This window comes from Enterococcus avium (assembly GCF_002891025.1).
Taxonomy (GTDB): Bacteria; Bacillota; Bacilli; order Lactobacillales; family Enterococcaceae; genus Enterococcus_A; species Enterococcus_A avium.
Genome location: NZ_NBSL01000002.1, coordinates 540,464 through 554,315, shown reverse-complemented (window position 1 = coordinate 554,315; position 13,852 = coordinate 540,464). Strand labels below are relative to the sequence as shown.

Sequence of the window (13,852 nt, the reverse complement as noted above, 5' to 3'; positions counted from 1 at the left end):
TCCTCCAAACTATTTTGTAACTTTTGCATAGACCTGATGATCATACGGCAGCTCCAAAACCGCTTGATAAACAGATTTCAACTCTTCACCAATTTGCGTAATACTTTTTTCCTGAGCTGTTCTAAAACCAGCCATAGAAAGATTAGGTAAACGATGATTGACTAATTGATGAATCAATTGTTCAAATTCTTGATTGTTATCCCCCATATAGCAATTCTTTCGATCCTCCATCCAACCATCGTAGACAGGAATATTTCTTAATAAGACCTGCTGCTGACTAGCTAAGGCTTCTAGTACAACAATCCCTTCAGTTTCTTCATAAGAAGGAAAGAAGAATAAATCAGCTCCCGAATAGGCCCCTTCAATCAAATCTCCATTGATATAGCCAGGGAAAATAACATTTTTTGGGTGTGCTTTTTTTACAACGTGTCTAATATTCGCCGGGATCGAAATCATTGGTACATCACCAAACCAAATAAATGTATATTCAGGCATTTTCTCTGCAATCTTAACAAAATCTAGAATTCCCTTGCGTTCAAAAAAGAGTCCCACACAAATGATGACCTTTTGCGTTTCCGTCAAATTAAAATGTTTCCTAAAGGCTGCTTCTTTATGTTCGTCAGGATAGTATTTTTTTAAATCAATCCCATTTGAAATAGCCGAGATCGGCTGAGTTAAGCCATAACTGCGCAACAATTTTTTTGAATAGGGTGTCGGCGTAATTAAATGATCTGCTTGTTGGTATAAAGAGACAAGCCATTTTTTGAACAAGGGCGCAAGCTGATTCGATCCAACAAATGAATTTCGAAAATCCTCTTCAGTTGAATGTGCATGAAAAACAATTTTTTTACCGAGTCTTTTGGCTTTTTTTACTAAACGTAAGCTTTTCGGTCCATACGTATTAATATGTAAAATATCATAATCAGTCGCTTTAGGGTCCAATGTATAATCAATGCCAATGGAGCTTAGCGCTCTTTTTTGGTGGCTAAGCGCTCGACCAATGCCAGATTTACCAATTACATTCTGACCTTCAAAGTATAATAATATTTTCATAAGCGCCTCCTTCTACATTTCACTATGATGACTCTTTGCATAATTATCTTTATTTTCTCGATTCACTTCTTAAAGCAGTAAGCAAATCGAAAATTGACTTCCTTCTAAAACAAATCAATTATATCATAAGCATTTCAGCTTTTTCTCAACCTATAGTCTGATTTTACAATGAAAACGTTTGCTTCGTTTTTTTAAGAAGATATGTAAAAAACCGTTGCCTTTAAAAGGCAACGGTTCAATAAACCATTTTTATTTTACATATTCTTCTACTAATTCTTGAACTTCTTCCATTGTGTCGCATTCTTTCAATGCTTTTTCAGCTAATTCAGCCATCTTAGTTGTTGTTAGACGTTTCATCAAGCTACGAGTTCTAAGCACAGATGTAGCACTCATAGAGAACTCATCTAAGCCCATACCCATTAACAATGGAACAGCAGTTTGATCGCCGGCCATCTCGCCGCACATACCAGCCCATTTTCCTTCAGCGTGCGCTGCATCAATCACGTTTTTGATTAAGCGTAGAATTGATGGGTTATATGGTTGGTAAAGGTAAGAAACGCGTTCGTTCATACGGTCAGCTGCCATCGTGTATTGAATTAAGTCATTTGTTCCGATACTGAAGAAATCAACTTCTTTGGCAAACTTGTCAGCTAGTACAGCTGCAGCTGGAATTTCGATCATGATTCCGACTTGGATCGTATCAGAAACTTCCACGCCTTCTTTAACCAATTTTTCTTTTTCTTCGTTGAACATTTTCTTCGCTGCACGGAATTCTTTTAATGTCGCAACCATTGGGAACATGATGCGTAAGTTACCATGAACAGAAGCGCGCAACAATGCACGTAATTGTGTACGGAACATGTCATCGCCTAGTTCGGATAGACTAATACGCAATGCACGATAACCCAAGAATGGATTCATTTCGTGAGGTAAAGTCAAGTAAGGTAATTCTTTGTCTCCCCCGATATCCATTGTACGAACTACGACTGGTTTGTCGCCCATGCCTTCTAAAACGGCTTTGTAAGCTTCAAATTGATCGTCTTCTGTTGGAAAATCTGAAGAGTCCATGTATAAGAATTCAGTACGATACAAACCAATTGCTTCAGCGCCATTATTATGAACGCCTTCAAGATCTTTTGGTGTACCGATGTTTGCTGCTAATTCAAAATGCTTGCCATCAGCTGTAACTGTTTCAGCATCCTTTAATTTTTCCCATTCTGCTTTTTGCGTTGCGTAAGCTTCGCCAGCTTTTTTGTATTCAGCCGCTTGTTCTTCAGTTGGGTTAACGATCGTTTCACCGATGATTCCATTAACTGCCAATACATCGCCTTCTTTTACTTTAGAAGTGATTTCTTTCGTACCAACGATTGCTGGGATTTCTAATGAACGAGCCATAATTGCTGAGTGAGACGTCCGTCCGCCAATATCAGTAACAAAGGCTTTAACAAAATTTTTATCTAGTTGAGCAGTATCACTTGGCGTCAAGTCATGCGCTACAACGATAACTTCTTCGTCGATCATTGATGGATCTGGCAAAGATACTCCTAATAAATGCGCCATAACACGTTTCGTTACATCGCGAATATCCGCTGCACGTTCTTGCATATAAGCGTTATCATCCATTGCCTCGAACATGCCAATATACATATCAGTTACTTCTTTAAGTGAGCTTTCAGCATTCACTTTGTTATCTTGAATATGTTGCTTAATTTGACCAATCATTTCTGGATCTGAAAGAACCATTAAATGAGCATCAAAAACTTGTGCTTCTTCTTCACCTAAGCTTTTCGCTGCTTTATCCCGAATTTTTTCTAATTCAGCAGAAGAAGCCGCCAAAGCGTCGTCTAAACGCTTTTCTTCGGCAGCAGTGTCTTCTACATTATTTTGTTTGAAAGATAAATCCGGTTGTACTAGCAGATAAGCTTTCGCAACGGCAACTCCGTCACTTGCGGCAATACCTTTTAGTAATTCAACCATTATTCAGATAATCCTTCTTTCTTCATTGTTTCTACGATTGCTTCCATTGCTTCTTTTTCGTCAGCACCTTCAGCAGAGATAGTCACGTCAGAGCCTTGGCCAACACCTAGAGACATAACTCCCATGATTGATTTAAGGTTAACTGATTTTCCTTTATACTCTAAGTTAATATCAGAGTTAAATTTGCTTGCAGCTTGCACCAATAAAGTTGCGGGACGTGCATGAATCCCTGTTTCTGCTACTACGTGAAAATCTTTTTTTTCCATATTGACCGTTCTCCTTTATAAAAAAAAATGTTTTTTTATGTTAGGGCTTTAATGATAACATCCATCTTTTTGAGCCCTTCATTTTCTTAGATTACCATTTTTTTGCGGTGGATACAACAATTTTAATCGATTTATTCTCTCAATTTGTATGCCCTTTCTTAAAATATCTTGATTAACTGTTTAAACCCTTATTATTCTTGTTTTCATCTTTTTTACATAACAACTATGACTTGCGAAAAAAGTAATTGTCCATTCATTTTAGCACTCTATATCTCTGTCTGCTAAAAAATGAAACAAACTGTTTGCATTTATTGAGATTCTCGCTATAATTATTCTTAAGGTCAGTAAAAGTCAAACAACTGATCAGCGTATCTTTTTACGAGATTCGCTTACTCGATGTACAATGGAAGAAACAATTAACTGTTGAAAGGGTGAAAAAAATGCTTTGCCAAAATTGTCATGAAAATGAAGCAACGATTCATTTATATGCAAATGTCAATGGTCAACGAAAGCAATTAGATTATTGTCAAAATTGCTATCAAAAATTGAAGAATCAAGCTGGAGGTGCGCCGCAAATGGCAGGAAATGATCCTTTTGGTTTTGGAAGTTTAGATGACTTGTTCCGCTCTATGTCCCAACAAATGCAACAGCGTCAAGGAGCTGCGGATCAAACACCACCTACCCAATTCGGTGGCGGAAATGGTATTAACAATCAACCACCCCGGAATAATGGTGGCGGTCTATTAGGTGAATACGGAATTAATATCACAGGATTGGCTCGTGAAGGAAATATCGATCCAGTCGTTGGTCGAGACGATGAAATTCAACGCGTCATCGAAATTTTAAATCGCCGGACAAAAAACAATCCGGTTCTTATCGGAGAACCCGGTGTTGGTAAAACAGCGGTTGTTGAAGGATTGGCTCAAAAAATCGTTGACGGCGATGTACCACAGAAATTAATGGACAAGGATGTTATCCGTTTGGATGTTGCTTCGCTTGTTCAAGGTACTGGAATCCGTGGCCAATTTGAAGAACGGATGCAGAAATTGATCGAAGAAATACGTCAAGCTGAAAATATTATCCTCTTCATCGATGAAGTACATGAAATTGTTGGTGCGGGTGCCGCCGGAGATGGCAACATGGATGCTGGTAATATCTTAAAACCTGCTTTAGCTCGTGGCGAATTGCAGATGGTTGGCGCCACCACGTTAAACGAATACCGAATCATTGAAAAAGATGCGGCGCTAGAACGTCGGATGCAACCTGTTCGAGTGGAAGAACCATCTGTTCAAGAAACGATCGAAATTTTGAAGGGTTTACAACCACGCTATGAAGATTATCATCATGTAAAATATACGGATGATGCTATCAAAGCAGCAGCTGAGCTTTCAAATCGTTACATTCAAGACCGCTTCTTACCGGATAAAGCCATTGATTTGCTAGATGAAACAGGTTCAAAGAAAAACTTAACGATTCAAATCGTCGATCCAAAGACGATTGACAAGAAATTAGCGGAAGCTGAACAACAAAAATCACAAGCTTCTCAAGAAGAAGATTTTGAAAAAGCCGCTTACTACCGTGATCAAATCAATAAATTGCAAAAAATGAAAGATCGTCAATTGACGGATGAAGAAACACCGGTCATCTCTGAAAAGGACATGGAGCAGATCGTTGAAAAACGGACTGGCATTCCAGTGGGCGAACTTAAAGAAAAAGAACAAACACAATTGAAGAATCTTGCCGTCGACTTGAAGCAACACGTTATTGGACAAGATGAAGCAGTCGATAAAGTAGCTAAAGCTATTCGTCGTAATCGTGTCGGTTTGAATAAGAAAAATCGTCCAATTGGTTCTTTCCTGTTTGTTGGACCTACTGGTGTTGGTAAAACTGAGCTGGCTCGTCAACTAGCTGAAGAACTATTTGGCTCTAGTGATTCCATGATTCGCTTTGATATGAGTGAATATATGGAAAAACACAGTGTCTCTAAATTGATCGGTTCTCCTCCAGGTTATGTTGGATACGAAGAAGCTGGACAATTGACCGAGCAAGTTCGTCGTCATCCCTACAGTTTAATCTTACTAGATGAAATAGAAAAGGCGCATCCTGATGTACTTCATATGTTCTTGCAAATTCTTGATGATGGACGTTTAACTGATTCTCAAGGTCGAACAGTCAGCTTTAAGGACACGATTATTATCATGACTAGTAACGCTGGAACTGGCAAGATCGAAGCCAATGTCGGTTTCGGAGCTGCAAGAGAAGGAACTACCCGCTCTGTTTTGGGTCAACTAAAAGACTTCTTTGCTCCTGAGTTCTTAAACCGTTTTGACGGTATCATCGAGTTCAGCTCACTGTCAAAAGAAAACTTGATGAAAATCGTTTCGCTTATGCTAGATGATGTCAACGAAATGTTGGCTTCGCAAAAACTTCATATTGATGTACCAGATAATGTCAAAGAAAAATTAGTAGATCTTGGCTATGATCCTGCAATGGGGGCTCGTCCATTACGTCGGACGATTCAAGAAAATATCGAGGACGGAATCGCTGAATTCTATTTAGATCATCCAACGATTACCGATCTAAAAGCAAAGCTTGATAAAGAAGATCGTATTGTGATCACGTCAAAGCCTGAACGCTTAGCCAAAGAAGATAAAGTTTAAAAGGAAAGGATTCTCTATCGCGAGAATCCTTTCCTTTTTACCAAATTTTTCAAATATTCTAATAAAAGTGAGCAACATCCTTCTTTTTTCTTAATCTTTCTTATATAATTACATTATGGAGTAAGGTTTAGGAAGAAGGTGTTTCAGGATGAAACTTATTAACGTGACCAATAGTCATTCGCAATTGGTTTATAATCAACTGGAAAACACTGATGCAAACATGATTAAAGTCTATACAATCGGCAATACGACTGTGATTTATACAGATGCCTATAAGCATGCCGAAATTGTATTAAAAAACGATAATCGAAACATCCTGCCATCAGAAGTTGATTTTGTACATAAATATTTTAAAAGAAAACTAGACAAGGGAACTTATGATTTCGCAAATATCTCTTACTTGGAGTCCCCTGGTTTAATTGAAATGTCGATCAATAAAAAATAGTTGGAGCTAAAAAAACTTAGCTTCAACTATTTTTTGTTGATTCTCTTAGCAATAATCGGTAATTGTAGAATTCCTACAAAGGCCAAAATTTCAATCCATTGAATCACTGGCACACCTGCCCCTGTATAAATCATCATAAACATATCCTTACGTTCTGGTGCCCAAGAGCAAAACCATGAAACACCAATAATAAAAATTAAATATGACAATGTTAATCCTAGTAAGAGCAATAACAATCCGCGAAAAATTTTTAACTGTGCCTTTGAAAAAAGGCTGCCCACTAAGATTATTAAAACCCCAAATCCAAATAAAACTAACCAAATTGGATTTAAATCACGATAAATTTGAATGATACGATTAGATAACTTGGCAGAATTTGTAATTTTAACCGGCTCAGAACGAGGCTTATTCACATCTTGCCAGTTTTCAGCAAAAGATTGATTTAGTAATTTTTCTGCTTTAGCTACATCCTCTTTTGGCCCAAGGGTTGTGTCTGATCCCTGACCATAGTTTTTGTAAAAAAGATTATACTTCAAACCGCTTTGCATGAAATCCCCTACTGATGGCAGGTCTTTCATTAATTTGCCGTCTCCCGTAGCAGTAAGATAAATCTCTTTTTTCTCTTTAATTTGTCCATTTTTGTATGCTTTGGCTAATTCTGTGTCAACTTTTTCCCAAAATCGTTCTGTTTTTTTTCCATCCTTATAATACCCAGCCTGATCTGCAGCATCTCTTAATGCCCAAAAGATGATATCGCCAGCGATATCTTCGCCACCGCTCCAAGGACTTCCTTGATAAATCCAGTCAATATTTTTTTCGATTGATTTAAGTGTCGGTGAAGCCGCTTCAGCCTTTTTCAATGCTTTTTTTGATACCCAGACCTTGCTGTTCGTTTGATTCAAATTTGTCCCATCATCCATGCGAATTAACTGCTTTGAGACATTGGCAAAAGCTCCACCTGTCCGGTCATTAACCACGGCGATTCCATAATGCTCTTCGTTTATTTTTTCAAGTAACTTTGTTGTAGAAAAAAGCAAAACGAAGGGTAACACACAAAAAATTAACTTAGCCAATTGCCTTTTCGTAAAGTAGAATTTTTTGATAGCTATACGGATATTTTTGATTTTGAAGCTAGAATCATTTTCAAAAATGACAGAGCCGGCAATAATCAATAAACCGACACTCGCTAACGGTAACAACCATAATGAATCTTCTCGTATATACCAATAAAAAGAAAAAATTATTGATAAGCCCAGAGACCACAAAATAAACGGTTTTAGCTTTCCATTTCTTCTAAAATATAATCCAATAAGGCAACCAACTACTAATAAAACAGCCGGAACCACGAGCGTATTCCGATAAATTCTAGTGCTATATTCACTCGTAAAAGTCACTGGTGAATATAAAAAGAATGTATAAACAAACGTTAGAATCCACCGATTTTTTAGTAATGGTCGTAAAGCGATTGCTGCTATCGAACTAGCGAATATATTGAACAGACCCAAAAGAAATCCATACGACAGGTGTAGCTTATTAGCCCAAACCATGAAAAACGAATAAGATACTCCCTTAGATAAGGTTTTTGTTGAATATTCACCTAGCCAATTTCCCTTTAATAATTCTTCACTGTAATGAATAAATAATTGATCATCATAACCAGCAAATAAATTGATAAAATAGGGGGATTTTATGCTCAACATTAGGCGAAACATCGTTAACACGATCAAAATAATTAACCAGAATAAATTACTTGGTCGTATCACTTTTTTTAAAGCAAAAGTCGTATCACTTTTTAGTTTTTGCATCAAAAATCCCTTTCTAATCTTTTTACATCAAGCTCTTCAATTCTACATCTGGATACTTATCTGCAAACCAGCGCATCGCAAATTGATTTTCGAATAAGAATAGTGGTTGATCGAAACGATCTTTCGCCAAAATATTGCGGCTTGAGCTCATTCGTTCGTCTAATTGTTCTGGATCAATCCAACGAGCGATTTTGTTACCCATCGGTGTCATAACTACTTCCGCATTGTATTCATTTAGCATGCGGTGTTGGAACACTTCAAACTGTAACTGTCCCACGGCGCCAATAATATACTCGTCTGTTAAATAGGTTTTATACAGCTGGATCGCACCTTCTTGAACCAATTGATAAATTCCCTTGTGGAAGGATTTTTGTTTCATCACATTTTTAGCAGTAACCTTCATAAATAATTCAGGCGTAAAAGATGGCAGCTCTTCGTAAGCGACTTTCAGTTTTCCCTCATATAAAGTATCTCCGATTTGATAGTTTCCTGTATCATAGACTCCAATAATATCGCCGGCAACAGCTTCCTCGACATTTTCACGAGCATCCGCCATAAATTGGGTAACGTTACTTAATTTCATTTTTTTACCGGTACGACCAAGGGTTACATCCATCCCACGTTCAAAAGTACCCGAGCATACCCGAACAAAAGCAATCCGATCACGATGATTTGGATTCATGTTAGCTTGAATTTTGAAAACAAATCCAGAGAACTCTTCTTCATAAGGAGAGACTGCCTCTCCTTCTTCTGTTTTATGAGCATGCGGTTTCGGTGCAAGATCAACGAATGTTTCCAAAAATGTTTCAACACCAAAATTGGTTAATGCAGAACCAAAGAAGACAGGGGTTTGATCTCCTCGTTGAATTTTCTCAAGATTGAATTGATCTCCAGCTTCTCGAACTAATTCCACTTCACCGATCACATCTTCATAAATTGATTTCTCCTTCAATGGATGTTCCCCAGCGATTTCACCATCCGTCAACTTTACAAATCGTTCCCCTTCATATTGTTCAGGGCGATAAAATTCAATTCGTTCGTTATAGATATCGTAAATTCCTTCTAAGCCCTTTCCCATACCTATCGGCCAATTCATAGGATAAGACTCTATATCTAATAACTCCTCCAGCTCTTCTAATAAATCTAATGGTTCGCGGCCATCGCGGTCCAGCTTATTAATAAAAGTAAAAATCGGAATTCCTCGACGCTTAACAACTTGGAAAAGCTTTTTCGTCTGCGCCTCGATTCCTTTTGCGCTATCAATAACCATTACGGCACTGTCGACTGCCATTAATGTACGGTAGGTATCCTCAGAGAAGTCTTCATGCCCTGGTGTATCTAAAATGTTTACTCGTTTTCCCTCAAAATCAAACTGCATCACAGAACTCGTCACTGAGATTCCCCGTTGCTTTTCAATATCCATCCAGTCAGATTTCGCAAAATTTCCAGTTTTTTTCCCTTTAACTGTTCCCGCCTGGCGAATCGCTCCGCCGAATAATAATAGTTGTTCAGTGATGGTCGTCTTACCAGCATCCGGATGGGAAATAATCGCGAAGGTACGACGGCTGTCCACTTGTTGTTTTAAATTAGGATTATTCATTCTATTGCTCCATTCATCTCTTTCAAATTTCAACCCAATCAGTATAGCATGGATTTTACTCTATTGGAAAGTTGAATCGCTCATTCTTAAATGTTGCCTAACGCATACATTATCAGGCATTTTTAAAAATCTAGGAAAAAGCAGTTTTGAAAAAAACAGGTCTTAATCTCCGAATAAGAGATTAAGACCTGTTTAGTTATCATTTATCTAACGGCGAGGCTCGTCATCCTCAAAATCCTTAGTAAATAGGCGACGTTCTTCTTCTGGTTCAGCATTCTCATGTTCTTCCGGATGGAAAATTGCACGCAAGGTCAAAACACGAGATCCTTCCATTTCTTCTGAGATCAAAGTCAAATCGTCAACATCAAACGAAAGCTTTTCCCCTTGATCAGGAATTGTTCCCAAAGCTGTGATCAGATATCCTGCCATCGTATCGACGTCACTCATATGCAAGTTCAAACCAAACTCTTCGTTGAACTCGTCAATCAGCATCTTCCCATTGATCAAGTATTCGTTGTCCCCGACTTTTTCATAAAGCTTCTCAACTTCATCAGATTCATCATCGATTTCTCCAACGATTTCCTCAAGCAAATCTTCTAATGTGACTAATCCTACCATACCACCATACTCGTCAAGTAGAATCGACATTTGATTTTGGGTTTTCTTCAATTCATATAATAAATCATCAATGAAAATGGTTTCTGGCACAAATAGCGGTTCTTGTAAAATCTTTTGTAAATTGACATTTTCAAAACCGAATTGGCGAGCTGCCTTCAATAAGGTTTTAGTGTGTAAAATCCCTACAACTTTATCCTTATCATCATCATATACTGGAATTCGTGAATAGCTTTCATTCAAAATCTCATCAATGCTTTCCAATACTGGATCATTGATATCTATCATGAAGGAATCTGTTCGAGGAACCATTACTTCGCGAGCGACCTTTGTATCTAATGAAAAGACACCTTGCAGCATCTCGATCTCGTCGTTGTCCAGCACACCTTCATTTTCTAACATATAACGCATTTCGTCACGGGTCATTCTAGTGTCTTCATCATCAAACTTCATCGGCGTAATCTTTGCCAATAAGTTTGTTGAAGCCGTTAACAACCAAACGAAAGGTTTTGTGATTACTCCTAATTTGCGAACCACGCCAGAGGTAAATTGTGCGACTTCCTCGGTCTTGGTCATAGCAATTCGTTTGGGATATAATTCTCCAAATACAATTGATACATAGGTCAATAATATCATGACGATCGCCGCAGAAGCTGTCCGCGCAATCGCACTTCCGCCTAATAAAGGCGTCAAACGAGCAGACAAGCTATCAGCCAAGGAGGCCCCTGACAAGATGTTGACTAAAGTAATCCCAACTTGGATCGTTGATAAGAAATTATTCGGACTTTCAATAACCTCTAATAATCTTTTTGATTTTGGGTTTCCTTCATCCGCCTTTTGTTCTACTCGGTTTTTATTGACCGATACCACCGAAATTTCAGCTGCAGCTAAAAATCCGTTGATTAACGTCAAAATTACTAATAAACCTAGTTGTAAAATTAACGACTGACTATCGGGGTCAGCATTCATAATTGCATTCGCTCCTTATTTTTAAGTGTAAAAAAAGTGGCACAAAGGCCACGATAAAATCGTATCACATCGCTTCTTTTTATGCAATCTTTTCCGAATAAAGAGCGATTTGCTAACTTAAAAATTCTTGCTCTCGTTCTTCTTGTTTGCTTTGTTTAACTATTTTAACCACAAAAACAACTAATGTGCGTAAAATAGCATAAACAGGAACACCTAAAAAGACACCTAATATGCCAGAAAGATTTCCGGCTACTAATAAAATTAAAATAATCGTTAGTGGATGAATATTCAACGATTTTCCAATTACATTCGGGTAGATTACATTCCCATCAATCTGCTGCACAATAATTACAACCACTATACAGAGTAAGGCTCTTGTTGGTGAATCAAAAAATGTGTAGATCAATGCGGGGGCCAATCCTAAATACGGTCCCAAATAAGGAATCAAATTCGTCAGTCCTGCGATTACTCCAAATAAGAACGCATAGTCCACGCCAATCAGCAGATAACCTAGAAACGTAAATGTTCCCACAAACAAACACTCGATTGCTTGTCCGCTAATATAATCAGACAAGGTTTTATTTAACTGCTGCAAGAGTCCTTTGATATTTTCTCTTTGCTTTTCTGGGAAAAGACGTTCAATATTGGGAACTAATTTTTCGCCGTCCTTCAACATATAAAATAAAATGAAGGGAACCGTGACGAGTAATAAGACTATCGTTGTAATCTTGCCTATCACTGAACCTAACCCGTTTGTCACGCCCGTTAACGACTGCTGGATTATGCTTCCTGCAGAGACATCTAAATTGCTAATGTACTTGTCAACGTCTAATTCTTTAAATAGCGGAAAACGTGTCGCATTATTAGCCAATTCTTGCAACCAAGTTTGCATATTACTGATAAATCCTGGAATATTCCTAGCTAAGGAAACTAGCTGCTCAACTAGATTAGGGATGATGCTCATAAAAATCAGCACGATCATTCCAATCAGTAAAATAAAGATTAATGCAATTGCTGCTAAGCGCTTGACACCCATTTTCATTAGTAAGTTCACTAAAGGATTCAATAAGTAATACAAAAAGCCTGCAATTAAAATCGGCGCGAACAACGTAGTAAAAAATGTGCCTATCGGCTGAAAAACAAAATCAATTTTTGAAGAAACCAAAATCAATGTGGCAATAATCAATAGTTCAACCGACCAGAACATTAATTTTGAATTTTTAATTTTCTCAAACATTCATCTACTCCTTTTTTTAGATTTAGTTTATAGTATACATCATGTGAAAGAAAATCCCCTTGAGGAAGGTGTCATTATGAAAATTTTAATCACTAAGGATACAATGAGCGAAATCTATCTCGATGCCGTTCGTATCCGCCAAAAAGTCTTTGTACAAGAACAAGGTGTTCCTGCTAATTTAGAAATCGATGGAAATGAAGCCTATTCTGTTCATTTCGTACTTTACACCGACGATAAGAAGCCTGCAGCAACTGTGCGACTATTACCTCTGAATGACCATACATTCAAATTACAACGGATGGCTGTGTTAAAAGAATACCGTAGAAAAAATCTAGGTTCTGAAATCATTACAGAAGCTGAAGCATTTGCCAAACAACAGCATTATAAAACAATCGAATTAGGCGCACAATTATCAGCGGAAAAATTTTACAAAAAACTAGGATACATTACTTACGGTGAAATATTTGAAGACGCTGGAATTGATCATGTGCATATGAAGAAAGAGCTACAAACATCTTAAAACTAAAAATTTTTTTCTACTTCCATGCATTCATAAAAAGCTGGCAAAAAAGACTGTACCATTTCTGGCACAGCCTTTTCTTTCTACTTTCGCGACAATTGCTTGTAACGATCATACCAAATATCAATATAGCCTTGAGAAAAAGGCCCCTTTTCATTGTTGATCCAGTCCACTAAGATCTTGACATTTTCTTTGAGAATATAATCAATTTCTTTAGAGTAATGCATTTGCTGACTATGGGCTTCATATTCATCCACGTCCAATAGGCGTTTCTCGCCATCAGGAAAAACTTTGACATCTAAATCATAATCAATATATTTTAGTGCCTCGTCATCTAATACATAAGGTGATGCTAGATTACAATAATAAGAAACTCCCTTCTCTCGAATCATTGCTATTATGTTGAACCAGTATTTTTGATGAAAATAAACGATTGCTGGTTCGCGAGTGACCCATCTTCTGCCGTCTGATTCTGTGACCAATGTGTGGTCATTCAAGCCAATCAGTGAACACTCACTTGTTTTTAATACCATGGTATCACGCCACGTTCGATGCAAACTGCCGTCGTGCTTGTAACTTTTAATCGTCACAAACTCTCCTTCTTTTGGAACTCCCATAGCTACCCTTCCCTCAGCGAAAAAATTTCCGCATTTGTTTGGGTGTTATCACACCGACATCAGAATTATTATAGCAATAAAATGAAAG

Annotated in this window: 11 protein-coding genes; 3 read left to right on the top strand and 8 right to left on the bottom strand. The window is 37.7% G+C overall.

All coding sequences use genetic code 11. The annotated features are described in order from the left end of the window. Positions 1-9 precede the first annotated feature (9 nt). The 3 genes from AUF14_RS02795 to AUF14_RS02785 all read right to left on the bottom strand — a co-directional run bounded on the left by AUF14_RS02795 (position 10) and on the right by AUF14_RS02785 (position 3,296). A complete protein-coding gene (locus AUF14_RS02795) occupies positions 10-1,053 on the bottom strand; it encodes a glycosyltransferase (protein WP_016180634.1) in 1,044 nt (347 codons plus the stop codon). 249 nt (positions 1,054-1,302) lie between these two features. Next, positions 1,303-3,030 (bottom strand): phosphoenolpyruvate--protein phosphotransferase, encoded by a 1,728-nt coding sequence (gene ptsP, locus AUF14_RS02790; protein WP_016180633.1) that lies wholly within the window; start codon positions 3,028-3,030, stop codon positions 1,303-1,305. Beyond that, entirely contained in the window at positions 3,030-3,296 is a 267-nt protein-coding gene (locus AUF14_RS02785; RefSeq protein WP_010740408.1) for a phosphocarrier protein HPr, read from the bottom strand. The genes ptsP and AUF14_RS02785 overlap by 1 nt, the downstream gene beginning before the upstream one ends. Before the next feature lie 440 nt (positions 3,297-3,736). Here AUF14_RS02785 and AUF14_RS02780 point away from each other — a divergent pair, with 440 nt between their 5' ends. Both AUF14_RS02780 and AUF14_RS02775 read left to right on the top strand, forming a co-directional pair. After that, the gene (locus tag AUF14_RS02780; RefSeq protein ID WP_016180632.1) at positions 3,737-5,956 is read left to right on the top strand and encodes an ATP-dependent Clp protease ATP-binding subunit; all 2,220 of its coding nucleotides are present in this window, start codon (positions 3,737-3,739) and stop codon (positions 5,954-5,956) included. Between the two features lie 148 nt (positions 5,957-6,104). Then, entirely contained in the window at positions 6,105-6,401 is a 297-nt protein-coding gene (locus AUF14_RS02775; RefSeq protein ID WP_016180631.1) for a DUF1827 family protein, read from the top strand. Positions 6,402-6,427: 26 nt separating this feature from the next. Here the strand turns inward: AUF14_RS02775 and AUF14_RS02770 are convergent, their stop codons facing one another. From AUF14_RS02770 to AUF14_RS02755, 4 genes are all read right to left on the bottom strand, one after another. Then, complete coding sequence (locus AUF14_RS02770) at positions 6,428-8,206, bottom strand: hypothetical protein (protein ID WP_016180630.1); 1,779 nt, start codon at positions 8,204-8,206, stop codon at positions 6,428-6,430. Between the two features lie 22 nt (positions 8,207-8,228). Further along, a complete protein-coding gene (locus tag AUF14_RS02765) occupies positions 8,229-9,806 on the bottom strand; it encodes a peptide chain release factor 3 (protein ID WP_016180629.1) in 1,578 nt (525 codons plus the stop codon). A gap of 207 nt (positions 9,807-10,013) precedes the next feature. Then, a complete protein-coding gene (locus tag AUF14_RS02760) occupies positions 10,014-11,390 on the bottom strand; it encodes a hemolysin family protein (protein WP_016180628.1) in 1,377 nt (458 codons plus the stop codon). A 112-nt stretch (positions 11,391-11,502) separates the two neighbouring features. Then, positions 11,503-12,627 carry an AI-2E family transporter gene (locus AUF14_RS02755; RefSeq protein WP_016180627.1) on the bottom strand — a complete coding sequence of 375 codons (1,125 nt, stop codon included), beginning with the start codon at positions 12,625-12,627 and terminating at the stop codon, positions 11,503-11,505. Between the two features lie 76 nt (positions 12,628-12,703). On the opposite strand from AUF14_RS02755, the gene AUF14_RS02750 reads away from it, so the two are divergent. Beyond that, positions 12,704-13,147, top strand: a complete 444-nt coding sequence (locus AUF14_RS02750; RefSeq protein ID WP_049219049.1) for a GNAT family N-acetyltransferase — start codon at positions 12,704-12,706, stop codon at positions 13,145-13,147. Between the two features lie 83 nt (positions 13,148-13,230). Here AUF14_RS02750 and ntdP read toward each other — a convergent pair whose 3' ends face one another. Then, complete coding sequence (gene ntdP / locus AUF14_RS02745) at positions 13,231-13,764, bottom strand: nucleoside tri-diphosphate phosphatase (protein WP_010740416.1); 534 nt, start codon at positions 13,762-13,764, stop codon at positions 13,231-13,233. Positions 13,765-13,852 lie beyond the last annotated feature (88 nt).